The organism is Paenibacillus sp. Z6-24, from assembly GCF_054161335.1.
This window is the reverse complement of sequence record NZ_CP096398.1, coordinates 3,310,973-3,337,910: the sequence shown is the minus strand read 5'-3', so window position 1 is coordinate 3,337,910 and position 26,938 is coordinate 3,310,973. Positions and strand designations below refer to the sequence as shown.

General features: G+C 47.9%; 29 protein-coding genes and 1 tRNA gene. 23 read left to right on the top strand and 7 right to left on the bottom strand.

Annotated elements, in window-relative coordinates; translation table 11 throughout:
* Positions 1-25 precede the first annotated feature (25 nt).
* From M1D61_RS14465 to M1D61_RS14400, 14 genes are all read left to right on the top strand, one after another.
* Positions 26-1,228 (top strand): MFS transporter, encoded by a 1,203-nt coding sequence (locus tag M1D61_RS14465; protein WP_458119328.1) that lies wholly within the window; start codon positions 26-28, stop codon positions 1,226-1,228.
* A 261-nt stretch (positions 1,229-1,489) separates the two neighbouring features.
* On the top strand, positions 1,490-2,731 hold the full coding sequence (locus M1D61_RS14460; RefSeq protein ID WP_046215253.1) for an aspartate aminotransferase family protein: 1,242 nt from the start codon (positions 1,490-1,492) through the stop codon (positions 2,729-2,731).
* Between the two features lie 17 nt (positions 2,732-2,748).
* Positions 2,749-3,786, top strand: a complete 1,038-nt coding sequence (locus M1D61_RS14455) for a zinc-dependent alcohol dehydrogenase (RefSeq protein WP_458119327.1) — start codon at positions 2,749-2,751, stop codon at positions 3,784-3,786.
* Positions 3,787-3,863: 77 nt separating this feature from the next.
* Complete coding sequence (locus M1D61_RS14450) at positions 3,864-4,613, top strand: HAD family hydrolase (RefSeq protein WP_458119325.1); 750 nt, start codon at positions 3,864-3,866, stop codon at positions 4,611-4,613.
* Positions 4,614-5,010: 397 nt separating this feature from the next.
* Positions 5,011-5,094, top strand: a tRNA-Leu gene (locus M1D61_RS14445).
* A gap of 379 nt (positions 5,095-5,473) precedes the next feature.
* Entirely contained in the window at positions 5,474-6,592 is a 1,119-nt protein-coding gene (locus M1D61_RS14440; RefSeq protein WP_458119323.1) for a glycerol dehydrogenase, read from the top strand.
* A gap of 611 nt (positions 6,593-7,203) precedes the next feature.
* Complete coding sequence (locus M1D61_RS14435; protein WP_458119322.1) at positions 7,204-7,494, top strand: barstar family protein; 291 nt, start codon at positions 7,204-7,206, stop codon at positions 7,492-7,494.
* Positions 7,495-7,758: 264 nt separating this feature from the next.
* A complete protein-coding gene (locus M1D61_RS14430) occupies positions 7,759-7,905 on the top strand; it encodes a hypothetical protein (RefSeq protein ID WP_458119321.1) in 147 nt (48 codons plus the stop codon).
* Between the two features lie 209 nt (positions 7,906-8,114).
* The gene (locus tag M1D61_RS14425) at positions 8,115-8,873 is read left to right on the top strand and encodes a TolB family protein (RefSeq protein WP_458119320.1); all 759 of its coding nucleotides are present in this window, start codon (positions 8,115-8,117) and stop codon (positions 8,871-8,873) included.
* Between the two features lie 267 nt (positions 8,874-9,140).
* Positions 9,141-9,335, top strand: a complete 195-nt coding sequence (locus M1D61_RS14420; protein ID WP_046215258.1) for a spore coat protein — start codon at positions 9,141-9,143, stop codon at positions 9,333-9,335.
* Positions 9,336-9,398: 63 nt separating this feature from the next.
* On the top strand, positions 9,399-9,704 hold the full coding sequence (locus M1D61_RS14415) for a spore coat protein (protein WP_458119319.1): 306 nt from the start codon (positions 9,399-9,401) through the stop codon (positions 9,702-9,704).
* A gap of 288 nt (positions 9,705-9,992) precedes the next feature.
* On the top strand, positions 9,993-10,436 hold the full coding sequence (locus tag M1D61_RS14410) for a ribonuclease (protein WP_046215260.1): 444 nt from the start codon (positions 9,993-9,995) through the stop codon (positions 10,434-10,436).
* 318 nt (positions 10,437-10,754) lie between these two features.
* Positions 10,755-11,033 (top strand): barstar family protein, encoded by a 279-nt coding sequence (locus tag M1D61_RS14405; RefSeq protein ID WP_458119318.1) that lies wholly within the window; start codon positions 10,755-10,757, stop codon positions 11,031-11,033.
* Between the two features lie 84 nt (positions 11,034-11,117).
* Positions 11,118-11,906, top strand: a complete 789-nt coding sequence (locus M1D61_RS14400) for a hypothetical protein (protein WP_458119317.1) — start codon at positions 11,118-11,120, stop codon at positions 11,904-11,906.
* On the opposite strand, the gene M1D61_RS14395 is transcribed toward M1D61_RS14400, so the two are convergent.
* Positions 11,892-12,176 carry a hypothetical protein gene (locus tag M1D61_RS14395; RefSeq protein WP_458119316.1) on the bottom strand — a complete coding sequence of 95 codons (285 nt, stop codon included), beginning with the start codon at positions 12,174-12,176 and terminating at the stop codon, positions 11,892-11,894. The genes M1D61_RS14400 and M1D61_RS14395 overlap by 15 nt on opposite strands.
* Before the next feature lie 137 nt (positions 12,177-12,313).
* Here M1D61_RS14395 and M1D61_RS14390 point away from each other — a divergent pair, with 137 nt between their 5' ends.
* From M1D61_RS14390 to M1D61_RS14380, 3 genes are all read left to right on the top strand, one after another.
* Positions 12,314-12,487: an Arc family DNA-binding protein gene (locus tag M1D61_RS14390; protein ID WP_458119314.1), complete on the top strand. Its 174-nt coding sequence runs from the start codon at positions 12,314-12,316 to the stop codon at positions 12,485-12,487.
* 250 nt (positions 12,488-12,737) lie between these two features.
* Positions 12,738-13,574, top strand: a complete 837-nt coding sequence (locus tag M1D61_RS14385) for a formate/nitrite transporter family protein (RefSeq protein WP_458119313.1) — start codon at positions 12,738-12,740, stop codon at positions 13,572-13,574.
* Between the two features lie 298 nt (positions 13,575-13,872).
* Positions 13,873-14,382, top strand: a complete 510-nt coding sequence (locus tag M1D61_RS14380) for a ribonuclease (protein ID WP_458119312.1) — start codon at positions 13,873-13,875, stop codon at positions 14,380-14,382.
* A gap of 245 nt (positions 14,383-14,627) precedes the next feature.
* Here the strand turns inward: M1D61_RS14380 and M1D61_RS14375 are convergent, their stop codons facing one another.
* Positions 14,628-15,035, bottom strand: coding sequence for a PH domain-containing protein (locus tag M1D61_RS14375; RefSeq protein ID WP_458119311.1), 408 nt, complete (start codon positions 15,033-15,035; stop codon positions 14,628-14,630).
* Between the two features lie 64 nt (positions 15,036-15,099).
* Complete coding sequence (locus tag M1D61_RS14370) at positions 15,100-15,387, bottom strand: hypothetical protein (RefSeq protein ID WP_458119309.1); 288 nt, start codon at positions 15,385-15,387, stop codon at positions 15,100-15,102.
* 108 nt (positions 15,388-15,495) lie between these two features.
* Here M1D61_RS14370 and M1D61_RS14365 point away from each other — a divergent pair, with 108 nt between their 5' ends.
* Positions 15,496-16,227 (top strand): class I SAM-dependent methyltransferase, encoded by a 732-nt coding sequence (locus M1D61_RS14365; protein WP_458119308.1) that lies wholly within the window; start codon positions 15,496-15,498, stop codon positions 16,225-16,227.
* A gap of 167 nt (positions 16,228-16,394) precedes the next feature.
* Here M1D61_RS14365 and phnE (M1D61_RS14360) read toward each other — a convergent pair whose 3' ends face one another.
* From phnE (M1D61_RS14360) to M1D61_RS14345, 4 genes are all read right to left on the bottom strand, one after another.
* Positions 16,395-17,189 (bottom strand): phosphonate ABC transporter, permease protein PhnE, encoded by a 795-nt coding sequence (gene phnE / locus M1D61_RS14360; RefSeq protein ID WP_458119307.1) that lies wholly within the window; start codon positions 17,187-17,189, stop codon positions 16,395-16,397.
* Positions 17,186-17,965, bottom strand: coding sequence for a phosphonate ABC transporter, permease protein PhnE (gene phnE, locus M1D61_RS14355; protein WP_458119306.1), 780 nt, complete (start codon positions 17,963-17,965; stop codon positions 17,186-17,188). Before phnE (M1D61_RS14355) ends, phnE (M1D61_RS14360) begins: the two co-directional genes overlap by 4 nt.
* Positions 17,962-18,798, bottom strand: coding sequence for a phosphonate ABC transporter ATP-binding protein (gene phnC, locus M1D61_RS14350; RefSeq protein ID WP_458119305.1), 837 nt, complete (start codon positions 18,796-18,798; stop codon positions 17,962-17,964). The genes phnE (M1D61_RS14355) and phnC overlap by 4 nt, the downstream gene beginning before the upstream one ends.
* Before the next feature lie 137 nt (positions 18,799-18,935).
* Positions 18,936-19,886, bottom strand: a complete 951-nt coding sequence (locus M1D61_RS14345) for a phosphate/phosphite/phosphonate ABC transporter substrate-binding protein (RefSeq protein WP_458119304.1) — start codon at positions 19,884-19,886, stop codon at positions 18,936-18,938.
* 307 nt (positions 19,887-20,193) lie between these two features.
* Here M1D61_RS14345 and M1D61_RS14340 point away from each other — a divergent pair, with 307 nt between their 5' ends.
* From M1D61_RS14340 to M1D61_RS14320, 5 genes are all read left to right on the top strand, one after another.
* Positions 20,194-22,305, top strand: coding sequence for a bifunctional 2',3'-cyclic-nucleotide 2'-phosphodiesterase/3'-nucleotidase (locus M1D61_RS14340; protein WP_458119303.1), 2,112 nt, complete (start codon positions 20,194-20,196; stop codon positions 22,303-22,305).
* A gap of 532 nt (positions 22,306-22,837) precedes the next feature.
* On the top strand, positions 22,838-23,308 hold the full coding sequence (locus M1D61_RS14335) for a DinB family protein (RefSeq protein WP_458119302.1): 471 nt from the start codon (positions 22,838-22,840) through the stop codon (positions 23,306-23,308).
* A 330-nt stretch (positions 23,309-23,638) separates the two neighbouring features.
* The gene (locus tag M1D61_RS14330) at positions 23,639-25,081 is read left to right on the top strand and encodes a serine hydrolase (RefSeq protein ID WP_458119301.1); all 1,443 of its coding nucleotides are present in this window, start codon (positions 23,639-23,641) and stop codon (positions 25,079-25,081) included.
* 267 nt (positions 25,082-25,348) lie between these two features.
* Entirely contained in the window at positions 25,349-26,092 is a 744-nt protein-coding gene (locus M1D61_RS14325) for a glycerophosphodiester phosphodiesterase (protein WP_458119300.1), read from the top strand.
* Between the two features lie 231 nt (positions 26,093-26,323).
* Positions 26,324-26,833, top strand: a complete 510-nt coding sequence (locus M1D61_RS14320) for a DUF2062 domain-containing protein (protein WP_458119299.1) — start codon at positions 26,324-26,326, stop codon at positions 26,831-26,833.
* Positions 26,834-26,938 lie beyond the last annotated feature (105 nt).

The window sequence follows — 26,938 nt, the reverse complement described above, 5'->3', positions numbered from 1 at the left end:
TATTTTTGGAAGGATGATGAGAATTATGAAACGGATTTTTAGACTGAGCTGTGCATTTTACTTTTTGATCGGAATTACCAGCGTAATGCTGGGGGCATTGCTGCCGGTGATCCTGCCTCACTATGGGCGTGATTACAGTGATGGAGGTACGCTGCTATTCCTGCAATTTATCGGATTTCTGGCAGGTGTACTGGTCTCGCCATCGTTATCTGCAAGTATTGGACGCAAGAGACTGCTGCTGGTAGCACTGGCTGCGATTACGATTGCTTATGCGGTGATAGGAACGATGCCGGTCTGGGCACTGCTGGTGGTGATGACCATATTCGTCGGCTTTGGTTCGGGGATTATTGAGTCATCAATTGGGGCATTTACGATCGAATTTGCCGAAGAGCAAAAAGCGGTTGCCATGACCAAGCTGGATGTCTACTTTGGTGTCGGCTCGATGCTGCTGCCGGCGCTGGCCAGTCTGTACATTTACCTGCATGTCTGGAACCTATCCTTTTATACGGTGGCGCTGTCGACCTTTGTCCTGCTGCTGTTCTGGCTGAGAATGCCGACTGACAGCTCGGCCCATCTGCATCAGGATCAACAGCCGGACAGCAAGACGGTTGTTGCAGCCAAGCCACGTTATACCGGTGCCCAGCTGCGGCTGCTGTCCATCTTCGTTCTGTTCTTCTTTGTCTATATGGGCATAGAGCTGGGGATGATGAACTTCCTGCCCTCCATTCTGATTGAAAGTATCTCGATCAGCGACTCGGCCGCCTCGCTTAGTGTGACATTTTTCTGGGGTGCGATTACGATCGGCAGATTATTTGTTGGACGGATGGCAGAGACAATGAGTTATGTTCCTTTCCTGATCGGCAGTGCGATCGGTTCGATGGTGCTGATCAGCGCACTGGCCTTTTTCACCAATCCGATCATGATGTACCTGTTGATCTTCGGCGTAGGGCTGTTCATATCAGGACTGTTCTCGATTGGGCTCGTATTTGCCAATACGCTGCTGCCGGGCATGGTGGAACGGACGACCAGTACACTGATTGCAGCGGGCGGGATTGGTGGTTCTATACTGCAGTATGTTATCGGATGGAGTATGGATCGCTGGTCATTTGGGCCGACACTGTGGATCTTCGCTCTGTTCGCACTCATTCTGCTGATCAGTATCATTCTGGTGCAGCAGCTCAAATCGGCAGATACCTCCCTGCGTACCGGGATCGAGTCCAAGTACTGATCGGCAGCATGATTCCTGCATCCTATTCTGTAAAGGAGGTGATGCCTGCTTTTCCAGTATGAAGGTATAGGACATGTCACTGGAATGGATGGCGGCGTTGTCCTGGCGGGTCGGTCTATCGGATAGTCCATCTATTCCAAGGCTGATTCATCAGAATAATATTCTTTTAACAACCAGTTAACAATTTATTTGATCAAAGAATCGCATTGTTACCGTTGCCTCTTAACCGATTGCAATTACATTCATCCGGAGGGATTATACATGTCAACTACTACTGAAAGCCGATTTTCGATTGGAAAAGGAATCCGTTTAATTGATGATGCAGGGAACGAATATCTGGACGGCGTGTCCGGTACATTCAACCTGTCGCTGGGTTACAATCACCCTTATGTTGTTGAAAAGATCCAGGAGCAGGTGGGGAATCTCACCCATATGTCATCTTCTTTTACCGAGCCGTATGTAGAGGAAGTGCTGTCCCTGCTGCTGGAAGAAGCGCCAAATGGAATCGACGCTGGCTGGATGCGTGATATTACCGGTTCAACGGCGAATGAATGTGCGACCAAGATTGCACAAAAGTATACCGGTGACACGGATATCGTCAGCTTGTTCTATTCTCACCATGGACAGACCCAATTTGCTACCGGGATCTCAGGGAATGCGTTCCGCCGCAAAGGATTCCCGAACTCCTCTGTGCCCAATTCGCTGCATGTACCTGTGCCGTACTGCTACAGATGCCCGTTCCAGACCGATCCGGAGCATTGTGCCATGCAGTGTGTGGAAGCATTATCGGATCAGCTGGAGTTCGGTGGTTCAGGATCTACTGCCTGCATGATTATCGAGCCGATCCTCGGCAATGGCGGCAACATTATTCCACCGATGGAATATTTCCAGCAGCTGCGCAAACTGTGTGATGAGCACGAGATGATCCTGATTGCGGACGAAGTGCAGACCGGCGTCGGCCGCACTGGCGAGATGTATGCGAGCACGCTGTTTGATATCAAGCCGGATATTATTACCCTCGCCAAAGGACTTGGCGGAATCGGTGTGCCGGTGGCTGCCGTCCTGATGCAATCCCGTCTGAATGTGCTGGAAAAGCATGAGCATTCCTTTACCTCGGGCAGCAATATGATCTCGCTGACTGCTGCGAAATCGACGATGGAAGTGGTATCGGCTTCCGGCTTCCTCGAAAGTGTACGTACCAAAGGAAAGCTGCTCGGCAATCTGTTGAACCCGCTCGCAGAACTGTATCCGGATACGATCGGTGAAGCACGCGGCGTCGGTCTGATGTGGGGACTGGAGATTCAGGATGCCGATGGCGCACCGGATTCCCGCAAAGCCAATGCGATCATCGACATGGCCTTCAAGGAAGAAAACCTGATTCTGCGCGGTTCCCGTTATGGATTCGGCAATGTGGTCAAAGTTCGTCCGTCACTCACGGTTACAGAAGATGAGCTCGTCGAAATCGTTGGTCGTCTGGAACGTGTACTACAAAAAATGGGTTGACCCGAGGAGGTTAAATAATGTTATCACTTGTCTATCGTTCTGCCTGGGATGTTGCACTGGAAGAAAGACCGCGTCCGATGATTACCGGTGACCGTGATGTACTCGTGCGTATTCATGCTACAGGGGTGTGCGGTACCGATCTGGGGATTATCAGCGGTAAATATCATGCCAAATCCTCTATCATTCTCGGCCACGAGTCTGCGGGGGAAGTTATCGAAGTGGGAGCACGCGTGACTACGCTGCAGCCGGGTGACCGCGTCGTCATCGATCCGACGTATTACTGCGGTCAATGCTCAATGTGCCGTACAGGCCGTCAGAATCATTGCCTTCACAAAAGTACAACCGAGACCGGCGTGAGCAGTGATGGTACATTTACCGATTATTATGTAACGGAAGACCGCTTCCTGTACAAGCTGGCTGATCATGTCACCTATGAAGAAGCTACCATGACAGAGCCGCTGAGCTGCATGCTGACCGGGATTAATCAGATCAACCTGCTGCCCAATTTCCGCACAATTATTCTCGGTGCCGGTCCGATTGGCATGCTGTACAGCTATGCTCTCGCTTCCAAAGGGGTAACAGGCAGCATCGTCGATATCTCGGAAGAACGTATGCGTCTGGCAGATTCGATCGCACCGGAACGCTGGTCTACATATTCTTCTTTTGAAGGGGCGCTGGAGGCGATCTCGCCGGAGGATCGTCAGGTGGATCTCGTCGTGGACACGACCGGTGTGATCGGTACGCAGATTCTGTCCAATCTGGCGCATGGCGGGTATCTGATGCTGGTCGGATTGCGTGACGGTATCAACACTTTTAATCCCAAAGAGATCGTAGACCGCAGTCTCAAGATTATCGGTTCGATCGACTCGCTCGGAACGTTTGCGACAGCCCATTATATGATTGAAAAAGGGCTTGTGCCTGCCAGCAAGCTGATCACGCATACGTATCCGCTGCAATCCTACAAGGAAGCATTCCAGACGCTGGGCTGTGACCTCAATGACGGCACATTGACTTCTTCCTCCAGCGCAATTAAGGTTGTGTTACAGTCCTGCTGATGCCTCGCAGGTGATCGCTAGAGGCATTGGGTTAATCTAAGGAAAAAGGATATTTTACTTGTAATGGAGGAATGACGATGACAACCAATTCCAACGAATCTGCAGCACACTCTTTATCTTCTGCAGCTGAGCGTGAACCGGCAGACTGGCAGCATGAGCCGGTCGAAGGCTTTATTTTTGATATGGACGGAGTGCTGATTGACAGCGAACCGATTTACTTTGAGATTGAAAAAAGCACATTTGTCCATTTTGGCGCCAGTGTGGATGAAGAGGAACATCATACGTATGTAGGTGTGACGCTGGCATCCATGTTTGAGCAGGTTCAGCAGAAGCATCTACTCGATTGTACGGTAGAGCAGATGCTGGAGTTCCATGTGAAGCATGTGATGGATGTGATTCGCGAGCATCCGGAACTGCAGCCGTTCAACGGGCTGACCGACTGGCTGGCATGGCTGACAGAGGCCGGTGTACCCATGGTGGTCGCTTCATCGTCTCCGCGTGCCTTGATTGAACTGATTCTGGAAAGATTGGAAATACGCCGCTTTTTCCGCGATATGATCAGTGGGGAAGAGGTGGCACACGGCAAGCCGGCACCGGATATTTTCCTGCGGGCCGCCGAGATTCTTGGAGTGACTCCGGAACGCTGCATGGTAATCGAAGATTCCCGCAATGGAGTGCGGGCAGCCAAGTCTGCCGGCATGCGCTGTATCGGTCACCAGAATCCGGGGTCCGGTAATCAGAATCTGAGTGAGGCGGATGTGGTCATTCACAGCTATGCCGAGCTGTGGGAAATGCGTCACCAGCTGCCGGTAGCTGCAGCCAAATAAGCATGTAATACGAGGTTAGTAACAATCGGCATCGTACTGCATATTGATTGCAGCTGGCGGTATCCAGCCAGACTGCAGACTCTTACGGAATTGTCGCACCACTCCGTACAGCATTGGTTCCTCGGCTGATCCAGCAGGCGAATCGGATGGGAAACGGAGTGGTGGCACATAGGAGTGAACAGAACAGAGGGAGACTGGAAAGAGAACTTATCGGGAAGCCGGTGATCACAGATTCCGACGATTCTGCAGGAGGAACACTGCCATTATATGCTGACCGTATAACCTTTATTATAGAAGAAAAAATATAGAAAAATAAAGTTTGACGCTTGCTAACTAATATGGTATTCTATTTCTTGTGGCCGGGAAATTTAGATATGGAACGGTAACATTAGATTATGCGGTCGTGGCGGAATTGGCAGACGCGCACGGTTCAGGTCCGTGTGGGCTTACCCCCGTGGAGGTTCGAGTCCTCTCGACCGCATTATTTTTTGCCTGAAAAGGTCTCATTCTTTATGGAATGAGGCCTTTTTGCTATATTTTATTGGATTTCTTGGAAATGTTTATTTATATTGTTCTCATATTCGACAAGGAATGACTGTTAGTGTGATAGTACTTCTGGTGAATATATAAAGGAAGCCTATTTATTCGCGAAGGCCAGCCGTCATATGCGGCCAGCAAGCTGAGTATACAGGCTCAGAAAACATAAGCTACAGCAGCGGGAAGAGTGAGATTATTTCATTCGGATCCCGGCCAGCAGACTGGCAGATCAATCAGGTACATAGCGGAATAGTGGACTTCATTCATGTGCTTCCTGTATCAAGGCGCATGAGCAACTACAGGTTGGAGAGGAGCAATATATCATGACAGAACGCGTATTTATCAGTCCGGGCAAATATGTACAGGGAAGAGATGTAATCCAAAAAGCAGGTCAGTATGTGCAGGCGCTCAAAGGAGACAAATCCCTCGTCATCGCGGATGATATCGTATGGGATATTGCAGGCAATCAGGTACTGAAAAGCCTGGAAGAAGCCTCTGTAGGCTATGTTAAAGCGGTATTTAACGGGGAAGCATCCACCAACGAGATCAATCGGCTGGTAGAGATCGGCCGGGAAAATGAAGCCAAAATCGTCATCGGTGTAGGCGGCGGCAAAACGCTTGATACTGCCAAGGCAGTCAGCGATGTGCTGGGCGGCTATACCGTCATTATTCCGACTACAGCATCCACCGATGCGCCAACCAGTGCACTGTCCGTGATTTACTCCGATGAAGGTATCTTCGAGAGCTACAAATTTTACAATAAAAATCCGGATCTGATTCTGGTCGATACCAAAATTATTGCCGGAGCACCAGCACGATTCCTGTCCTCGGGTATTGCCGATGCACTGGCTACCTGGGTAGAAGCACGGGCGGTTATCGAAGCACGCGCGACGACGATGGCAGGCGGACTGCCGACACTCGCCGCTGAAGCGATTGCCCGTAAATGTGAAGAAACACTGTTTGACTTTGGTCTGCTGGCCTACGAATCGGTTCAGCGCAAAGTAGTCACGCCTGCACTGGATGCAGTCGTTGAAGCCAACACTCTGCTGAGCGGACTGGGCTTTGAGAGCGGCGGTCTGGCAGGAGCCCATGCGATTCATAATGGATTTACCGTACTTGAGGGAGATATTCACCATATGACCCACGGAGAGAAAGTTGCCTTTGGTACGCTGACACAGCTGGCCCTGGAGAAACGGCCGATTCATGAGATTGAACGCTATATCGCCTTCTATATCAGTCTCGATCTGCCGGTAACGCTGGAAGATCTGAAAATCGCTGATGTCTCCGATGAAGATCTGTATCGTGTGGCTCAGGCAGCGACCAAACCGGATGAGACTGCCCATAATCTGCCGTTTGTCGTTACTGCCGATGATGTCAAGGATGCGATCATTGCAGCAGACCAGTATTCCCGTGCCTATAAAGCCAAAAAAGGACAACATTAACAGCAAATAATGGATCTGACAATACAGTCAGACCTCCCCAGAAACCTGCCGGTGATCGTTGGCTGGCAGGTTTTTTTACACTAACAACGGATAGAACACAGCCAGCGAATGGAGCCGTTTTATCATGACCGCCATACCGGTATTATCCTTCAGATTCCGCTTTCCATCCGGCCTGGTTTCTGGTAGTCTGGTAACTTGGTGACTCTGTACATACCCATGAAGGGACTGGAGATGGATCATCGGCAGGCTGTTCTGCCGGCTCCGTATATACAGAATCTGGGAGAGACTGCCTGCAACCATTTCCGTAGTAATCTTATTTAGAATTTTTACAAAAATGCATAATAAATAGGGTTCTTTTACAAAGGGAATATGTTATAAAGGTAATGAGATAACTGAATAGCTGATCATAAATGGCTGCCAGGAGAAGAAAATGTATCTGGCAGGCGTGTCGTGCTGTCATGCGTCAGGTCTCAGTGTCGCTCAGGCCCAGATAGGGAAGCCGGTACCAGGAGGCTTCCGGAAGTACAGGTTCACGTTAAGATGCCGACTGGAACAGTAGGAATGGTATTGTAAATGTTGAACAAGGTAAGGTGTGGATAATGAGAGCATACATGAAGACAGTGATTTTAAACGGTGAAGATTTCTCGACAGTAGAAGAGCTGCACCAGACGCTCAAGCAGGTACTGGATCTGCCGGATCATTATGGTAGCAATCTGGATGCCCTCTGGGATTGTCTGACAGGCAGCGTAGAGATGCCGCTTCAGATCGAATGGCTCAACTACGAACGCAGCCGTGAGCTTCTCGGTCCGTATGCCGAACAGGTACTGGATCTGATGGAAGAAGTACAGGGAGAAGGCAATGGCTTCCGGGTATGGCTTCAGCATGATGCTATAATGATGTAGAGAGCACTGCACCATGCTGTGAACCCGTATTACAGAACAGGGGCCAATATAGATAAGCTGCACACCGGTCATATGCCGGGTGCAGCTTTTTGTTATGTGTATCGATAGGGTGCAGATAGGTACAGAGAGACAGACGATCCATTTACTGCGGAATATTGCCGCCAGCGATACGGTCGCCGGAATTGCCAAGGGTCGGTCTTCTGGTCATCCTCAATGGGAACCAGCAGTAGTAAAGTCATTGCCGTTGATCGGAGATTGATGGACATGGAATCCGTGCTTGACTGGAGGCAAATTGATAATGCTCAGCCGATCATGCAGGTTTATAAAATTATAGAACGTATCAAAGCTGCATGTGAAGAATTAAGAGCTGTTGGCTTTATTGATCAATACGAAATCACTGATAAAAAATAGGGGTTAGGAAATAGATATTTGACTCTTTATAAAAATTCAATATTTTTGAACTTAACAGAGAAATTGATTGATATTCCTTAATATTTAGGCACATTTTAATATAATGATGTATCATTTTGCGAAATTAACGCCATTATATTAAGATTGTATATTAGTGGAATAAAAGGAGGGTCGATGTAAATTACTCGAAAAAATCAAAGGAGATTATTATGAAAAAATCGATAATCATAACTGGTATTTCAGTTCTTGCCTTATCATTCTGTATTCTTAGTACCCCAACATCAACAATAAGTGCAGCAAACAGTAATTTTAATATGTCCCAATATTATATGCAGAGTGACAATATGGAGAAAAAAGCTGACAAGAGTAAGGTCGTAGTAAGTGATGGGTCTGTTACAATAACTGCTAAAAAAACGGCTAATGAAGGGCCTCAATCCATAATTCTTAGTGATATTGTCGTAACAAGCAACAAACAAAAATACAATATTACTATTGCTGACTCTCTATATGATATACGATCACTTGAAGTTTCTCCTAACAAGAAATATGTAGCCATAGTAGGAAATGCTATGGCTGGATCAAAATTGATCGTATTGAATCTGACCGATGGCCAGTACAAAGTAATCAACGACATTGTGAAAATGTTAAATTCTCCTCATATACCTTTTTGTAGTTGGTCACCAGATGGAAATAAACTTGCTATTGCTCATGGAGATGCTGGAATTAGTAGAGTATCAATTTATAATCTCCCTGATGGAACATTTACTTATATACCTAGGGAAGTAGATCTTATTGGGGCTATCCATATGTTTTGGAGTAAGAAAGGTGATACCCTAGATTATGCAGGCGAATATAAATCTGACAAATTTAAATTATATCGTTACTCATTGGATACTAAAAAGGTTAAAACCATAACTACATTAACAAAAAAAGAAGTTGATAAAATTTGGGGATTAAATAAATTTTAATAAATTGTCCCCATTGTAAAAAACACTTTTTCTAAAAAAATGCAGCTGTATTGAAACCGTTCTATATTTCATTGTATTTTCTGAATGAGATATGTATGTAAATGAATAGTGAAATGAAATAATTTTTACATTAATAGGAAAATAAGAAGTAAAACCGTTTTATCCATAATGAGCCGGGTAACATATACATGAGCAGCCCGGATACATAAGCGCAGGTTTCATGGCTTAGTCCACAGGCAGCTTCAATTCATGTGGAGGTGAATCAGAATGGCTGACAAGTTGGCAATGCACGAGACACTGGAAATTCATGAACTGATTACAATGAGAGCGACCTGCGGTGCCAAAGCAGCATCCATGGTCCCGCTCGCCAAAGACGAGCAGCTCAAGACCCTGCTGCAAACCGACGTGACCCTGACCAAAAAAGCACTGGAAGAACTGAAAGACCTGATCGAAGTCGGTTAACCCACAGACGATCCGCCAGCCGGAATTACATCACAAGAGTCCAAATACAAAGGAGTGCTGAAGATGTCGATAAAAGACAAGCTCGCCGAACAGGTAGGAATGCCAGCTATGACCGATGCCGCGATTGCAGCCGATCTGCTGCTCGCGGCCAAGACTTCCGTCAGAACCTATGCAGTTGCCATTACCGAAGCGGCGACCCCCAAGGTGAGAGAAGTGCTGCAAAGGCAACTTAATCAGGAAATCGAATTTCACGCGATGATTGCCAAGTACATGATCGAGAATGGATTATACAAATCCTATGATGTGAATGAACTGCTCAAGGATGATATCAAGAAAGCAGAGATGGTTATCAATCTGCCGAACCCATGATCCGGCAGCATGCGCTTTGATATAGAGTAAGAGGGAAGAGAACTGACAGAATAAAAAAAGTTCGATCCAAAGCTGATAGAAGGCATTTATGCCCTGTCAGCTTTTTTGTATATTTCCTCAGCAAGATATATTTTTTAAAATTTACAAATCCAGAGATTAAAATTGAAGATTTATACAAATCCATGTGATATAACTGGTAAGTGGATAATTTGCTACCTATAATCTGTTCAGTATGTTTAAGGTAACGAACGGTCCCAGCCATTACGCATTACATAGGAGGATGTATTTATGAAAAAGTTTTGGTCCACGGCACTACTCGCAATGATGCTGACGGTCGTCTTCTTCACGGGTTCACAGGCAGCACCTGTCCTGCAGGCAGAAAAGGCTTCTGCGGCCAGCTGTACGATCATCAATACCTTTACCGGTGTAGCCAACTATCTGTCCGCTAACGGAAAGCTGCCATGCAATTTCATTACCAAATCCCAGGCCAGCGCTCTCGGCTGGGTATCCTCCAAAGGCAATCTGGCTGAAGTCGCACCAGGCAAAAGCATCGGCGGCGACGTATTCAGCAACCGCGAAGGACTGCTGCCGGCAGCAAGCGGACGCACATGGCGCGAAGCCGATATCAACTATGTATCCGGCTTCCGCAATTCGGATCGCATCCTGTACTCCAATGACGGCCTGATCTACAAGACGACCGATCACTATGCCAGCTTCACCCGCATGAAATAATACAGACACATAGATAACCGGATAGAGACCTGGGCAGGTTGGGAAGACAGAATGGGACAGTTTCCATAGTAATGGAAATGCAATTGGAGAATAGGCGGTAACCGACGATGACCGCCCATCCGGCCCGAGTCCCGCCTGTCTGGAAAAGTGGTGAGAGAACAGAGCGTTCACACCACAGTGGAGAGTAACCATGATCATTACCTATAATCCTGCAACCGGGCGCTGCTGCCAGGATGCAGGATTATGGTGTAGTGATGTTATAATCGTATACATAATGAAGGAACACTATCGGTTAATGGAATGAGGGAGGAACAGGAAATGAAGACAGTATGGTTAAATGGAGAGGAATTCTCGACAATTCAGGAACTGCACGAGCAGCTTAAGGAAAAGTTGGAGCTGCCTGAATTTTACGGGGGGAATCTCGATGCGCTCTGGGATTGTCTGACCGGTATGATCGAGCTGCCGCTGGAATTGCGCTGGACGAACTATGAAGTCAGCCAGGAGCGGCTTGGCGACCAGGCGGAGCGGGTGCGCAGCCTGCTGGAAGAAGCGGAAGAGGAAGGAATCGGGTTCCGGGTTGTGGTGGAACGTAAATAAAATTTAAAGTAAGAGATGTACTAAGAGTTAGTTTGTTAAATCAACTCTATTTTAAGTAATAAAAATGCAGGGAGTGTTTTATAAATGAACGATTTTTTTGAGAAATTTAAATTAGAATTTTCTACCCATGCACTAATATTTGATCATATGAAAGTCTTAGATTCCATACTAATAGGGTTGTTAAGATTATTATTTTTTTCTGGAATTGGAAGTATTATAAGTTTTATAATTTTTGTTGGAACTAATTTTTTTATCGAAATTAATTTTGTGACTCATAAAATATTTCTTATATGTTTGAGCGTTATGGCAATAGCTTTTTTAATGATTCTTATAACCACTTTAAAATTAAGTAAAAAAGCTAAAGTGATTTTAAATGATAATTATGGTATTAAAGTTGTTAAAGGACGATGGAAAAATCAAGAATTTACAGCATATCAGCAAAATAAAATTATTGAAGAACTAAAAGAAAAAGATTTTTATTCTACAGAAAAAATAAAGATTTTAATATCAATACTGGATAAAAAAATAAATGAATCGAATAAAAGTTATTTTACATGGAGTTTACTAACTTCTTTAGTTCTGATAGTTTGTTCTCAGTTTGTAGCAGCCATTTATCGGAATATAGGTATTAGCGACTGGTTACATTATTTCGGAATTACAATTATGTTAGTAATAGTATGTGTTGCTATCGCCAGTATATTCTCTATGTCAAAGTTTTATCGTGATATAATAAAAGAAACTACTCGTACAGAAAGCTTTTATGGCAAAGAATTAATAGAATGTCTTGAAGAAATTTTATTAGCTTTTAAAAATAAACAAGTGGAAACAGGAATATATAAAAACTATGTATCTAGAAGATTACGAAGAAAATAGTAGTTTATTAGATAATAGCATTCCATCATTTAGTCCTGATTCATACATTAATGACTCTGCTGCACCTTGTAACAGGGTCACTGTTTTACAATAATCCATTAACAACTGCATTCCCTCAGATTTTACATATGTACATAATTCTGTGAAAAATCGATCACTCTCACGAACAAGTCGTTTATACTCTTCCGAATTCAGCATCAGATGTCGTCCAGCACGTTCCATGCGCATCGCTTTGAACTGATTAAAATCTTCTTCCATACTTTCCATCATTTAAAGCCTCCTTCAAGTGACATCACCTAACAATATAAATTTATTCTAAAGTGACATCATTTAGACGTCAAGGTGGTTGTATATCATACTACTTCATGGTGATACAATAATGACATCACTTTCTAGGAGAATTTATTATGGCTACGGATAAGAAAGTATTTACTTTGAGACTTCATGAAGAGAACTTTGAAAAGATTAGAGTTATTGCTGAGAAGAATAAGCGTTCTATTGCAATGCAGATAGAATATTTAATTGAACAGCATATAGAAGAATATGAACGTGAAAAAGGAAAAATTCTGTTGGATCAATGAAATAGCGTATAGATTCACGCCATAAAGCGTGTTCTCTATACGCTATTTTGTTTAGTATAAGCAGTCTCTATTTACCAGCATTTATGATATCTGAATATCTTCAACATAAATAAAGTGAAATAATTCACAAAAGTGAGAAATGTCACTTCGGGATACGTAAGGAATTTGTATAATCAAAAAAGAAATAGTTCATTTTTAATTTAAAAAGTGAAAGATTTCGACAAGAACAGCTATTTCAGGGGGAATTGATATGTTTACTGAAGGTGTACAGAATATTATAGAAGCTGCTGTAAAGAAAAAAGAGAAGATGAATGAAAGTGTGCTGCGTTATTTTGCATCTGCCATGCTGGCCGGGGCTTATGTAGGGATCGGGATTATTCTAATCTTCTCGATCGGTGCACCGCTGGCGGCTATTCATTCGCCGCTGCAGTCGATCGTTATGGGGATGTCGTTTGGTATTGCGCTGACGCTCGTTATTTTCGCAGGTTCCGAGCTGTTTACTGGCAATAATATGTTTTTCACGATGAGTACGCTGGCTCGCCGTACGACGATGGGGGATCTGGGCAAGAACTGGGTGCTCGTCTTTATCGGTAACCTCGTCGGAGCGGTTGTGCTGAGTCTGCTCGTGTATGGTACAGGATTGTTCCAGCAGATCGGTGCGGATCATCTGATCTTCAAGGCGGCTGCCACCAAGATGTCGCTGCCTGTATCGATGCTGTTCTTCCGCGGTATTCTGTGTAACTGGCTCGTCTGTCTGGCAATCTGGATGGCTTCGCGTGCCAAGGATGATATCTCCAAGCTGGTATTGATCTGGTGGTGTCTGTACGCATTTATCGCCAGCGGTTATGAGCATAGTGTGGCCAACATGACACTGTTGTCGACAGCACTGGTGCTGCCGGGCCATCCGGATACAATCACTGTGGCAGGCTGGATGCATAACATGATTCCGGTAACCCTTGGCAATATCGTGGGTGGCGCGGTATTCGTGGGTATGGCGTACTGGTTTATTTCTCCGGTTCGCCGTCAGAACAAAGCCAATACAGATGCGGTAAAAGCAGAAACTTCCACACAGAAAAACGCTGTGTAACGATCCATCGGCAGTCTGTATGCAGACTGTGATGAGCGTGATAACGGAATAAATAAGATGATCATTCAGGCAGCGTATGGACTGCACGTATATGAACGTGGGTCTGTACGTTGTTTTATTATAAAGGAATGATCCGGCAGACGAATGTTGGCGGACAGCTGTGGACGTATATCGGTGCAATAGATTATGAGATGCTGTAGACAGACAGTGGACGGGATAGCATAATTGGATGTGGAGCTGTCATGTTATCCCTATCGTGATACAGCACCAATCACAGCATATATGCACAGGAGGAATTATGTCCAAGAAATCATTATCCAGTATTATCGTATTGATCATCGCCGCGGTAGTGCTGCTGTTTGGAGCAGGTGACCGGTTCGGACTGAATCTCATCGGTGGGCCAAGCAGCAGTTCCGCCCCCCAGTCCGGCGAGCAGAACACTTCCGTTTCGACTGATTCATCCGGGAAAACTGGCTGTACGGTTATCAATACATTTGACGGTGTCGCCGATTATTTACGGCAGCATGGCGAGCTGCCCTGCAATTATATAACGAAGAAAGAAGCCGAACAGCTGGGCTGGGATGCCGGCAAAGGCAATCTGGATAAAGTGGCACCGGGCAAAAGCATCGGCGGTGATGTGTTCGGCAACCGCGAAGGACGGCTGCCCCGTGCATCCGGACGAAAATGGCATGAAGCGGATATCAATTATACATCCGGGTTCCGCGGAGCTGACCGGATTCTGTACTCATCCGACGGACTGATCTACAAAACGACCAATCATTACAAGTCATTTCAGCAGATGAAGTAGCCATTGGAGATAAAGGATATTGAGACTGCCCGGAGCAGATAGATTATCTATGATCTCTGCCGCGCTAGATAGCCAAAGAGCACCACATGCGGAAGATTATGAATCGGGCGGGGATTAATGCACAGAATTTTGCACAGCTGCCGAAACTTTCTGAAAGTTAAGGCAGGAAGAATACGAAGGGCGCCAGTTCCATCTAGCTGAACTGGCGCCTTATTTATGAGATATACTGATGGATTGAAGCGCCTTCATTTCTTGATATGAATAGCTGGATTGATCCGCAGCAGTTCCTGAATCAGATCATTTTCCTGGACAGGGGAGATGAGAATGCTGTCGGTGCCGTACTTGATCTCCAGGCGTTCCAGAGATAGCGCCGGGCTGGAGATGAGCTTGCGTGAAGGCTGTATCGTATGAATATCCTGTACCGGGATATCCCAGCGGAACGGACCGGAGCGGATGGTCAGGCTATTCTGAACAATTTTGTAGACCGTTCCGATCCATATCCACAGGATGAACATAACGACCAGCAGCGGTATGATGATCGTCAGCAGATGCTTGGTCCATACATTCAGGCAGGCCAGGCCGATCATAATGGTAATAAGCAGACCGAACGTAATGGCCGAGAGCCGGTCTTTTTTGCTTGTATACGTATGCATCTTGTGTACTCCTCTCATTCGTCATGTAGATAGATAACGGGAACTCTGCCGCCGATGACCGCCGTCAGCGGCCGGAAGGATGAAGGCGAATATAATCGATGACCGGAGCCTGCAGCGGTCTTTTCTCATACCCGATATCATAGAAATGATCCATCTGGATCAGCTCCATCATATCAGGAGTGGTGCGCAGACTGCTTTCTTCGCTGCCCCTTTGGATCACGATGCCTTTGTCGGTGACACCGACCACCTGATAGGTACCTTCAATCATCTGGATACTGCTATAATAGATAAACGTTAGTGCGACCGCAGCAACAAAGGCCATAACCGCTAATCGCAGCAATCTGGATTTCATGGATTCACCTCTTTAGATTAAGAGTGCAGATGTACATTAAAAATAACAGAACTGGACAACAATTTCCATCATTTCCCGGAGAGGACCCTACCTCAGGAGGCGATCAGAATGCGTCAAAACATTTACGATGACCCGGAATTTTTCGAGTATTATCATCGATTGCGCAGTACAGGGATTACATATAACGACTTTGTGGAGCAGCCTGCCCTGATGGGGATGCTGCCCGAACTGCAGGACAAGCAGGTGCTGGATATGGGCTGCGGTTCCGGTCAGCTGGCTGCCTATATGATCGGCCAGGGCGCTGCCCATGTGACCGGTGCGGATATCTCGGCCCGGATGCTCAGTCTGGCAGCAGAACATCCGAAGATCCGCTATATCCATGGTCCAATGGAAGAATTGGATTTTGCCGCGGAATCCTTTGACCTGATTGTCAGTTCACTGGCGTTTCATTATGTAGAAGATTATGAGGCGCTGATGGCCCGGATTGCCCGCTGGCTGCGTCCGGGAGGACATCTGGTCTTCTCCACCGAGCATCCGATCACGACAGCCAAGCTTGATATGGATGGCTGGGTCGAAGACCAGCAGGGTCAGCGGCTGCACTATGCGCTGGATAACTACTCCGAGGAAGGCATCCGTCATACCCGCTGGGTGGTAGAAGATGTGGTCAAATACCACCGTACCCTGTCCACGCTGCTGAACGGCATGATCCATCATGGACTGCAGATTGAGCAGGTCAACGAGCCGGAACCAATCCCGGGAGCGGTGGAGCAGATGCCCAAGCTGGTTCATGAGTGGCGGAAGCCGTCATTTATTATTTTCCGGGCAGTGAAGATGAAATAGTTAACTGTAGTGATGCATACAACAAGAAAATTCCACTAAAGACCGATTTATTGAAATGAAGATTGACTGCGAACAGCAGCTTTCCAGATCTTCATACAACGTCGGATGCTTTAGTGGAATTTCTTTTTACCATGGTAAATATTAGGTGTGATTGGTTGAAAGTAAATTTACACAATTCGCTTGCGAATCCAGCCAGAGATCAGGTCTGTCAGTACAACCAGAATAATAATGCCGAGCAGAATCACACCGACACGATTCCAGTTGCGCATCTGGAGTGCAAATAGCAGCGGGGTACCGATTCCGCCGGCACCAACCAGACCAAGTGTGGTGGCAGACCGTATATTAATCTCAAACCGGTACAGCGAGTAAGACAGGAACTGCGGAATGACCTGCGGAAGCACGGCGAACCAGAGTACCTGCAGCTTGCTCGCTCCGGCAGCAGTCAGCGCTTCAGATGGACCTGGGTCAATCGTCTCGATCGATTCGGAATACAGTTTGGCGAGCATGCCGATAGAATGGACACCAAGTGCAAGTACTCCCGCAAATGAACCGGGACCGACCGCTTTAATAAACAGGATTGCCACGATCATCTCCGGGAAGACGCGTATGACGCTCAGTACCACTTTGCCCGTACCGGAAATGGCCCGTAGACGACTCACATTGGCAGCTGCCCAGAAGGCAAACGGGATACACAGAAAAGCGGAAATAAATGTACCGAGTATGGAAATGATCAGCGTATCGAGCAGTCCACGCAGGAGATCTTCACCTGCGGGATCATAGACATAATCCCAATCCGGATGGGCAAAGCCATCGATGATGGAGAGCGATACACTTTTGGCGGTCGACTGGACACCTTCAAAGTTCAGCCCGTTAAATGCCCACAAATACACAGCAATCAGCAGGATGACCCACAGCCAGGGACGTACACGATGCCAGACGGGCTTGGCGGTTAATGAGTTCATAGCAGTTTCCTCCGTAGTACTGTACTGCCATAGTCAATCGCAAGTACAATGACCAGTGTCAGCAGAATAATAATGGCGGCCCGGTCATATCGGAACAAGCCGAGTGACCGATCCAGCAGCAGTCCGATTCCGCCTGCGCCGACCAGTCCGAGTACCGACGCGGCACGCACATTGACTTCAAAAGCGTACAGCAGATAGGACATATAATGAGGCATCGCCTGCGGGATTACCCCGAACACGATCAGCTGGATTTTGTTGGCTCCGACAGCAGTCATCGCTTCCAGCGGTCCCGGATCAATGGATTCAATCGCTTCAAAAGTCAGTTTGGCAATCAGACCAAACGAGAAAAACATAATCGCCAGCATCCCGGCAAAAGGACCGATTCCAAAAATAGCGACGAAAATAGCGGCAAACAGCAGATCCGGTACCGTACGCACCAGATTCAGAATGAGACGTACCGGAACGGAGACGAGACGGTTTGGCATGACATTATAGGCACACAGCAGCGCGAACGGAATCGCCAGGATGCCGCCCAGCATGGTGCCGACCAGTGCGATCTGAATCGTCTCGACCATCGGTTTCCAGATCGTCGGCAGGTAGCTCCAGTCCGGCGGGAACATCTCGGCCAGCAGATCGCCCATCTGGGGCAGTCCGACGATCAGCTGATAGGGAGTCACATCCGTCTGAATGGCACAGACAACGATCAATATGACAAAAAATGCCCAGGTAAGATAGCGTTTGTATCGCTGTGGCGCTTCGACTGTCGCCGTCTTCATGACGATTCTCCACCGGTACGAACCGGAGCAGGATCAGGAATTACAGTCACAATATCCTCACCTGGCGGATGGTCACCCAGTACTTCATCACGATGAATGGAACGCCCATAAATATGGGAAAAGACTTCATCGGTCGCTTCTTCCGGCGTACCGTCAAATACGACTTCACCTGCACGCAGACCGATAATCCGGGTCGCATACTGACGCGCCAGATCGATAAAATGCAGATTGATAATCGTCGTAATCTGCAGATCCCGATTAATCCGCTGCAGATCGTCCATAACCTGGCGGGTTGTCAGCGGGTCAAGGGAAGCGACCGGCTCATCTGCCAGAATAATCTGCGGCTGCTGAGCCAGCGCGCGGGCGATAGAGACACGCTGCTGCTGTCCTCCGGAGAGCTGATCGGCACGGCTGTAGGCTTTTTCACGGATATTGACACGTTCGAGTGCATCCATGGCCAGCTCGGTATCCTCTGCCGGGAACATGCCCAGCACCGTACGCAGCGTCGAGTGATGACCGACACGTCCGGACAGCACATTGCGCAGCACCGTGGAGCGCTTGACCAGATTGAAGCTCTGGAAGATCATGCCGATCCCCCGGCGAATTCGGCGTAACCCGCTGCCGGAAGCATTGGTGATGGATTGGCCGTTAATCTGGATATCACCTTCGGTAATATCGTGCAGACGGTTAATGGAACGCAGCAGGGTAGATTTGCCGGCGCCGGACAGACCAACAATGACGACCATTTCGCCCTGATGGATGGTCAGGTTAATATTGTTCAGGCCGCGGGTGCCGTTGGGATAGACTTTGGAGACATTACGGAATTCAATCATATGAGACCAACTTTCTGTATGAAATTACAATAGGCAGCACCGTCCGCAAAATAAGGACGGTGCTGCCTTAAAGTGTGAATGTACGGATCGCAGAGCTACTTCACTTATTAAAAGAATGATTGAGACGGAAGATGGGTTTACTTGGTAGCCTGACCTACAGCTTCGGCATATTTGCGTACAGGCTCGAAGTTTTTGTCGTCGCCTTTTTCATAACCGACATGGGTATAGATTTCTTCGATGACTTTCTGGCCTTCCGGATCATTACCGATATCGATAAATGCCTGGCTGATCTTGTCGCGCCATGCCTGATCCATGTCGGAACGTACGCTGATCGTATCATTCGGGATCGGAGCAGTGAAATGCAGAACACGAGTCTGTTCGAATACATCAGGGACATCTTTTTTGACATTATTGCGGGCATCTTGGAAGATAGCGACTGCATCGACTTGACCGTTCAGCAGTGCCATTACGGCAGCATCATGACCTTTGATCGTTACACCCTGTACGTCGGTATCCGGGTCTACGCCAGCGGCTTTGAGCTCGGCGGCCGGGAATACATAACCGGCGGAGGAAGTTACATCCTGCCAGCCCACTTTTTTGCCTTTCAGATCCGCGAGCGATTTGATGGGTGAATCTTTTTTGACGATGATCATGGATTTGTAGAAATTGACTTTGTCTGGTGTTGGTTGGCCGGTCTCGTCGTTCACACCGTAACGCTGTGCCTGCAGCAGCAGATCAGCGGCTTTGCGGTTGTCATGGGCCAGTACATAGGCGTTTGGAGGCAGGAAGCCTATATCAATCTGCTTGGAAGCCATCGCTTCAACGATCGTATTGTAATCCGGTGATACGTTTACTTTAATGGGAATTCCCAGTTTGTCACCGAGCAGCTTTTCCAGTGGTTTGGCTCTGGCTTCGAGGGTCTCTGCATTCTGGGAAGGAACGAACTGGACTCTCAGTTCCTTGGGTACAAAGCTGGTGCTGCCAGCGGCAGTACCGGAATCGGCGGATGAAGAGCTATTAGTGCCGCAGGCGGTCAGACCGGCAGCCAGGGCAATGGTCATGCCCAGTGCGAATACTTTTTTAAACAACTTGATTTCCCCCTAGGATGTCATTATGTACTTCCGTCGTGCCTGCCCTGCCATCGTATCGTTGGCACAGGTGATAAGGTCACAAACGAAATATTAACAGTCTTTGGAACAGGAAGGGTCAAATGCAGCGCTGATTTATGTTACTGCAAAGTAAAACGAATTTGGGACAGTAAATATCTAATTTACACTGTGCTAATCTTTGTGTGATAGAGTGAATCGGATATGCCGCCCGGCTGCTACCGGTTAAGAGATATGGTATTAGCGAAGGGCTGGACAAGAACACCTGACAGAAGGGAACTATTCATTTATGAAAGAGTCATTTGACAGGAATACCCATATACAGAGCCAACGGGAAGGTCATGATACGGATCAGCCTGGACGCTATCGGCTGCGGCTGCTGGCAACAACCGATCTGCATGCAGCCTTGACCGGTTATGATTATTACCGGGAGAATGATACGGCAGAGATGGGGCTGTCACGCACAGCCTCGCTGATCCATCAGGCTCGTGAGGAAGTGCCCAATCATCTGCTGCTGGACAACGGAGATATTATTCAGGGCAACCCGATTGGCGATTATGCTGCATCCAGTCGTTTCTGGTATCAGCCGAAGGCAGCAGATCAGGGATCAGCCGCACATATAGCTGGGGTAAAGGAAGAAAAGGCGGGATCAGCAGATCCGAAAGGCGTACATCCAATGATCAAGCTGATGAATATGCTGCAATATGATGCGGCGACGGTCGGGAATCATGAATTCAATTATGGACTGGACTATCTGGCAGATTGTCTGGATGGTGCGGATTTTCCCTATACCAATGCCAATGTATACCTGACGGAAGAAGGACAGGTACCGCGGCATCTAATGCAGCCATACCTGATCATTCCACGGGAAATGACCGGCGAGTCCGGCGAATCGGCGCTGCTTAATATCGGTATCATCGGTCTGGTTCCGCCGCAGATTCTGAACTGGGACAAAGGGCATCTGGAAGGACGTGTAATCGTACGGGATATGGTAGAGACGGTAGAGGAAATGGTGCCCCAGCTCCAATTGGCCGGAGCGGATATCATCGTACTGCTGGCACATACGGGTTATATGGAAGAAGAGGACCCATCCATTTCGGAAAATGCCGCCCTGCGGCTCAGCCGGATCAATGGTGTGGATACGCTGATCTTCGGTCATGCACACAAGCTATACCCCAGCGATGAATTTGCCGGACGTCCCGGTGTGAATTTGGACAAAGGTACGATTAACGGCATTCCTGCTGTAGAGCCGGGCGTATGGGGCAGTCATCTGGGAATTATCGATCTGGAGTTGGAGCGGACGGCGGAGAAGTGGAACGTGCTGGATAGTCATGCTCGGCTGCGCGCAGTCTCGGATCGCAGTAAATTGCAGCCAGCGGCTGCAGCAGACCCCCGCCTGGAAGAAGCCGCCCGGTCCGCGCATGAATATACCCTGTCCTATATCCGCACACCGATAGGGAAAACGTCGTTGCCGCTGTACAGCTACTTTGCCCTGATAATGGATACGCCTGTGGTACAGATTATCAATGATGCACAGATCTGGTATACACGACAGCAGCTAGCGGATACCGAGTATGCGCATCTCCCGCTGCTATCGGCGGCATCTGCCTTTAAGACAGGCGGTCGCTATGGTCCGGGTCACTATACCGATATCCCACCCGGCGAGCTGACACTTCGGCATATGTCGGACATTTACAGCTATGCCAACACACTGTGTGCTGTGCGATTGAATGGAGAGGAACTGAGGGAGTGGTTGGAATGGTCAGCCGCTTTATTCCAGACGATCGACCCGGTGCAGCCGGGAGAGCAGGAGCTGATCGATCCTGCCTTTTCCCCGTTTAACTTTGACGTTATCGATGGAGTCAGCTACACAATCGATATATCCTGCCCCGCCCGGTATAATGCGGCAGGGCAGCGCACAGAGACTGATCAACACCGTATCCAGAACTTGCGGCACTACAATCTTCCGGTGACCGGAGAGATGGAGTTCATCATAGTGACCAACCAGTACCGGGCGTATACGACTAAGCTGGCCAATCCCGACGGACAGCGAATCGTACTGAACGCTCAGATTGAGAACCGGGACGTCGTCACCGAATATGTCAGACAGCAGGGAACCGTGAGCCCACAGGCAGATCATAACTGGTCAATTATGCTGGGTGTACCGAATCAGCAGGCAGACGAGACGAATTCAAAGCAAACGCCAATCGGTACTGCAGTATCACATTCCAAGTCCCAGTCGAAGCCAAACCCAAACCACCCCCATCGTTCTGTCATCGCTGCCTTCTCCTCATCACCCGCAGCAGCAAAATATATCGCAGAGCATCCACAACTATCCATACTGGACTCCACCCCAGACGGATTCCTGCGTTATGGAATGAGACTTGATATTAACAGCTGAGCATCGGAAACAAAAAATAAACAGGCCATCTCAAATAAAAGGAGCCAGCCCGCTCAGATCAATTGCGGACTGGCTCCTTTTCCATTTCCCGGGCAATGTTCCGACTCATATGTATCTGTTTCCTAAGTCGTTTCCCCCAAAAAGCGAACCCATTCCTAACCGCGTCCTCTACTGCATGGTACGAACTTATGGAAATATGGGTATTGTAGGATACAACTTACTCAACGCATATAGCCACCACCATTTGAAAAGGAGAGACCATCCATGCCACAACAGCCCACCTGGGATATCGCTTTGCAAGACGGAGAGCATTAGCCGCTGCGGCTGCAATTCGACACCCAGCGCGAACTGCAGAAATTCACCATGACCCTGACAGTCGAACAGATGCTCAACGCCATTATCTACGATCCGGATCAGCGCAGCATGGACGGCAAGACATATCTGTATCATTTCCTGTAAACTGGTCATAGAGTCACTTCAGCGTATGAACATACATCATCTCCATACTATATGAGAGAAGAGGAACCGAGCGATGGAAATGCTATTTCGTTACAATTGGCAGGTTCGGCAGGAATGGATGGACTGGTGCAGGCAGCTGCCGACATCAGAGCTTATCCGTCAGCGTACAGGCGGAGTAGGCAGCATACTGAAGACGCTGATCCATATTGTTGATGTGGAACATAGCTGGCTCTGTGACCTGCAGGGCAAGCCGGATCAGAGTGAATTGTTCCAAACGGTAGATTCACTGGAACAAATCATCGACCTGTCTGATCGTTTCCAGCCGGAGATCAGCCGTTATGTGAGTGAATGGACACCGGAGATGGAACAGCAGATCTTGCAGGCTGTCCAAAAAGACGGCAGTCCGGAGCAGTATACATACGGTGAAGTGATGCGGCATGTGATCGCGCATGAGATTCACCATATGGGCCAGCTGTCGGTATGGTCACGTGAATTGGGACGGGAGCCCGTCTCGGCGAATCTGATCCGGCGGGGATTAAGCTGACCGGACAGCAGACAATAGGAAAAGGCAGGGCAGCCGCTGTAACATGCTGTCCTGCCTTTTTCTGCGTATTTACCCATTTACCTATCCGGACCTGCCATAAAATTCGCAACAATATCACAACTTTATGGGATAGAAGGAGTACAAACTTATAAGGGAAGAGAATAAAAGCCGCTGGCAGTAACAGATTAAGAGGCAGAAATAGCAGGAAATACAGATTGTCGTAAGCCTTGCTTCTGTCAAGCTTCGACCTCTATAATAGATAGTGCTGCATTTATCGGCTGCATGAGCATAGGAATAATGCTACTTTGGACTCGGGAGGATTTTATTATCATGTTATTCAAATCGAAAGGCAGCAGACTCGCACTGGCTGCCAAGCTGGCTGTTGTCAGCGCGTTAACCGTATCGATCGGATCAGCTTCGTACTCCATGCCGCAGGTACAGGCGGCTGCCAGTGAGAAACCGGCTGTCATTACCATTGCCGGTCAGGAAATCAACTGGTCTACTGCACCATTTGTAATGAACGGTACGACTATGGTGCCACTGCGCGAAGCTGCAAGTGCACTGGGAGCAAGAGCGACCTGGGATGCACCAACCCGCTCGGTCGTCATGTACAGCAATGGAGATACCATTGTACATACACCGAATACATCGGTTATCACACTGGACGGATACACCCTTCAAATGCCGGAGCCATCGCGCAATGTGAACGGAACGATGATGGTACCGGCACGTTTTCTGGCGGATGCTTTCAAAGCCAAGCTGACACTAAACTCCACACCGGAGCTGGCAACGATCAATCTGACGCCGGATCAGGCAACCGTAATGAACAGCTCGGCGAAAATTGTTGACGAATATTTGCAAAAACAGGGCTACTCCGGTCTGGCACTGGTTGCCTACAAAGGCAAAGTTGTGCTGAAAAAAGGCTACGGACTGTCCGGTGGACAGAGCACAACCGATCCGAACGGCATTTCCCGGATCGCTTCCCTGAGCAAATCCTTTACCGCTTCTTCGATTATGAAGCTGGTGGAAGAGGGCAAAATCAGCCTGGACGATAAGTTGACCAAGTATATTCCGGATTTCCCGCGCGGCGATGAGATGACGATTCATATGCTGCTCTCGCACACGGCAGGTTTTAACTCCAACTTTACCCGCGGTGAAGGCGTAACACTGCAGGATACAGTAAACGAGATCAAGACCAAGCCGCTGCGCTTTGAACCAGGCACTACGTTTAACTACAGCAATCAGGGATATGTACTGCTCGCCTACATCGTGGAGCAGGTATCCGGCGAGACCTACGGACAGTACATCCAGCAGACATTCCTGGACCCGTTGAATATGAAGGATACCGGCGAAGCGACACCGGAATCCAAAACCATCAAAGGCTATGTCAAAGATAAAACGACCGATGAATGGAAAGAGGCGGACTACTATGTATCCCAATCCGGTACCGGCACATTCTACTCCAGCCTGGATGATATGATGAAATGGTATCGTTCCTTTGCCAAACATACCATTCTGAGCGAGCAGACGATCGACCGGATGTTCACTCCATATTCGGAGCTCAAACCATATGGGTATGCGTTCCTGATCAAGGATGTAGCCGGCAAGCATACGATCTATCATAACGGCAGCGGTACCGGTTATGCGACCGGATTTACGTATAATCTGGATGATGATGTAATGGTCATCCTGCTGGGCAATCATTACGGTATGGACATGGCGACAATGCTGACCGATACCCAGACACTGGCGAACAAAGCGCTGGTTAAGTAAATAGCGCAGCTGCTCCGGTTCTTCCGGCAGCCAGATCGTGAAGAATCCGAAGACTGTTTTCCCTCTTGGGAAGACGGTCTTTTGGCTTTTATGAGGTCAATTGCAGTCAGACAGAAGCCTGTACCGAACAGATGGAGAATGTAAAATAAGCAGTCTGTACCATATTTTACATTCTCCGAATATTGGAACATTATAATGGTCAAAGTACTTGTTTCCGACTTATAGCCTCATATTACTCACAGCGTCTGGCCGAAAGGAGCTTATACAATGAATATGATTGTAAACTATGCGCATCGCGGAGCTTCGGGATATTGCCCGGAGAATACGATGGCTGCTTTCCGTAAAAGCCTTGAACTTGGAGCTACTGGAATTGAGACCGATGTACAGATGACCCGGGATGGCCGTCTGGTGCTGATTCATGACGAGAGCGTGCAGCGTACGACCGGACAGGCCGGTGAGATTAAGGACCTGACCTATCGTCAGATCATGGAACTGGATGCAGGGTCATGGTACAGCAGTGAATTTGCCGGTGAGCGTATTCCTACACTTGGACAGCTGCTGGACTGGATCGAGCCGACCGGCATGATGCTGAATATCGAATTGAAAAATAACCTGGAACCTTACGAAGGCATGGAGGAGAAAGTGATCGCTGCTGTCCGCAAGCGTGGACTGTCTCAGCGGGTGATCATCTCCAGCTTTAACCATTATTCACTGGTGACCTGCAAGCGGATTGCTCCCGAGATCCGCACAGCGATACTGTACGTGGAGAATCTGTTTGAACCTTGGAAATACGCGCGAAGTATTGGTGCTTCCGCACTGCATCCGTACTACCGGTTTATGAACGACCGGATGGTGCAGCAGGCGTCCGAGCAGGGGGCCATCTACAATCCATTTACCGTCAATGATCCATCCGAGATGCGTGAACTGATTCGAATGGGAGCCAGCGGTATCATTACCGATTATCCGGACCGTCTGCATGAACTGCTGCAGGGTTCTGTGGCAGTACGTTAAAAAGCTCGGACATATCGGTACATTGCCCTACAGCGGCAGAACAGCCCTTTCATAACCAAATTATTATCAAGTAACCTAATTGCCTATATAAAAAAGCGCTGTATACCGTTGATAACGTATACACGCTTTTTTGTGTTTTGGTGACAATATAGACACCAAGCTTTTCAAGCGTAACAGAACAAGTTACAATAAACTGTACTGAAATTAAAGGTCATATATTGGAGACCAGCAATGAGAAAAATACGTATTGGACGCTATCTCAAGTTAAACACGATCCGACTCCTTCGTCTTCGAAAAGGGGCGCATCAGGTAGCGGTAGGATTTGCAGTGGGCCTTGTTCCCAGCTGGTACCCGCTGCTTGGTATCGGTCCACTGCTGTCGCTAGGATTAAACCGGCTTGTTAAGGGAGCCTTGCCGGCAGCCATCTTTGCGGCATCACTGGATTCGTTCATCTGGCCGCTTACTTTTTTTATGAATTACCATACCGGACACTTTCTGGTGACACTCTGGCGCTCATCCAGTCTGCCGTCCCGGATGCCCCACGTGCAGATTCCGGATTGGCCTGAAGATTACATGCAGCCGGTTCATCATGCACATCGCTGGCGGGATGCCGGTATTGATTTTACGGTTGGCGCTACAGTAAACAGTCTGATCTTTGGCATTATTATTTACATTATAATCAAATGGGTGATGCTTCGTTACCGTGAACCTCTGCTGCAGATGCTGCGCGGCAAAAAATAAATCCTCCTGCATTATACAGGCACACATACGGGTAATATAATATATTCTGCATTTGCTATCCCAGAACCCAATCCTACTAACTGTAATAACAAAGGAGGAACATCC

Excerpts from the sequence above, each read along its gene's own strand:
- M1D61_RS14320 (WP_458119299.1), top strand. The coding sequence starts at position 26,324 with ATGAGAAAAATACGTATTGGACGCTATCTCAAGTTAAACACGATCCGA.
- M1D61_RS14465 (WP_458119328.1), top strand. The coding sequence starts at position 26 with ATGAAACGGATTTTTAGACTGAGCTGTGCATTTTACTTTTTGATCGGA.
- M1D61_RS14325 (WP_458119300.1), top strand. The coding sequence starts at position 25,349 with ATGAATATGATTGTAAACTATGCGCATCGCGGAGCTTCGGGATATTGC.
- phnE (WP_458119306.1), bottom strand. The coding sequence starts at position 17,965 with ATGAAGACGGCGACAGTCGAAGCGCCACAGCGATACAAACGCTATCTT.
- M1D61_RS14450 (WP_458119325.1), top strand. The coding sequence starts at position 3,864 with ATGACAACCAATTCCAACGAATCTGCAGCACACTCTTTATCTTCTGCA.
- M1D61_RS14420 (WP_046215258.1), top strand. The coding sequence starts at position 9,141 with ATGGCTGACAAGTTGGCAATGCACGAGACACTGGAAATTCATGAACTG.
- phnE (WP_458119307.1), bottom strand. The coding sequence starts at position 17,189 with ATGAACTCATTAACCGCCAAGCCCGTCTGGCATCGTGTACGTCCCTGG.
- M1D61_RS14340 (WP_458119303.1), top strand. The coding sequence starts at position 20,194 with ATGAAAGAGTCATTTGACAGGAATACCCATATACAGAGCCAACGGGAA.
- M1D61_RS14375 (WP_458119311.1), bottom strand. The coding sequence starts at position 15,035 with ATGCATACGTATACAAGCAAAAAAGACCGGCTCTCGGCCATTACGTTC.
- M1D61_RS14395 (WP_458119316.1), bottom strand. The coding sequence starts at position 12,176 with ATGATGGAAAGTATGGAAGAAGATTTTAATCAGTTCAAAGCGATGCGC.
- M1D61_RS14365 (WP_458119308.1), top strand. The coding sequence starts at position 15,496 with ATGCGTCAAAACATTTACGATGACCCGGAATTTTTCGAGTATTATCAT.
- M1D61_RS14400 (WP_458119317.1), top strand. The coding sequence starts at position 11,118 with ATGAACGATTTTTTTGAGAAATTTAAATTAGAATTTTCTACCCATGCA.
- M1D61_RS14455 (WP_458119327.1), top strand. The coding sequence starts at position 2,749 with ATGTTATCACTTGTCTATCGTTCTGCCTGGGATGTTGCACTGGAAGAA.
- M1D61_RS14460 (WP_046215253.1), top strand. The coding sequence starts at position 1,490 with ATGTCAACTACTACTGAAAGCCGATTTTCGATTGGAAAAGGAATCCGT.
- M1D61_RS14430 (WP_458119321.1), top strand. The coding sequence starts at position 7,759 with ATGGAATCCGTGCTTGACTGGAGGCAAATTGATAATGCTCAGCCGATC.
- M1D61_RS14410 (WP_046215260.1), top strand. The coding sequence starts at position 9,993 with ATGAAAAAGTTTTGGTCCACGGCACTACTCGCAATGATGCTGACGGTC.
- M1D61_RS14385 (WP_458119313.1), top strand. The coding sequence starts at position 12,738 with ATGTTTACTGAAGGTGTACAGAATATTATAGAAGCTGCTGTAAAGAAA.
- M1D61_RS14370 (WP_458119309.1), bottom strand. The coding sequence starts at position 15,387 with ATGAAATCCAGATTGCTGCGATTAGCGGTTATGGCCTTTGTTGCTGCG.
- M1D61_RS14425 (WP_458119320.1), top strand. The coding sequence starts at position 8,115 with ATGAAAAAATCGATAATCATAACTGGTATTTCAGTTCTTGCCTTATCA.
- M1D61_RS14380 (WP_458119312.1), top strand. The coding sequence starts at position 13,873 with ATGTCCAAGAAATCATTATCCAGTATTATCGTATTGATCATCGCCGCG.
- M1D61_RS14405 (WP_458119318.1), top strand. The coding sequence starts at position 10,755 with ATGAAGACAGTATGGTTAAATGGAGAGGAATTCTCGACAATTCAGGAA.
- M1D61_RS14440 (WP_458119323.1), top strand. The coding sequence starts at position 5,474 with ATGACAGAACGCGTATTTATCAGTCCGGGCAAATATGTACAGGGAAGA.
- M1D61_RS14330 (WP_458119301.1), top strand. The coding sequence starts at position 23,639 with ATGTTATTCAAATCGAAAGGCAGCAGACTCGCACTGGCTGCCAAGCTG.
- M1D61_RS14415 (WP_458119319.1), top strand. The coding sequence starts at position 9,399 with ATGTCGATAAAAGACAAGCTCGCCGAACAGGTAGGAATGCCAGCTATG.
- M1D61_RS14335 (WP_458119302.1), top strand. The coding sequence starts at position 22,838 with ATGGAAATGCTATTTCGTTACAATTGGCAGGTTCGGCAGGAATGGATG.
- M1D61_RS14390 (WP_458119314.1), top strand. The coding sequence starts at position 12,314 with ATGGCTACGGATAAGAAAGTATTTACTTTGAGACTTCATGAAGAGAAC.
- M1D61_RS14435 (WP_458119322.1), top strand. The coding sequence starts at position 7,204 with ATGAAGACAGTGATTTTAAACGGTGAAGATTTCTCGACAGTAGAAGAG.
- phnC (WP_458119305.1), bottom strand. The coding sequence starts at position 18,798 with ATGATTGAATTCCGTAATGTCTCCAAAGTCTATCCCAACGGCACCCGC.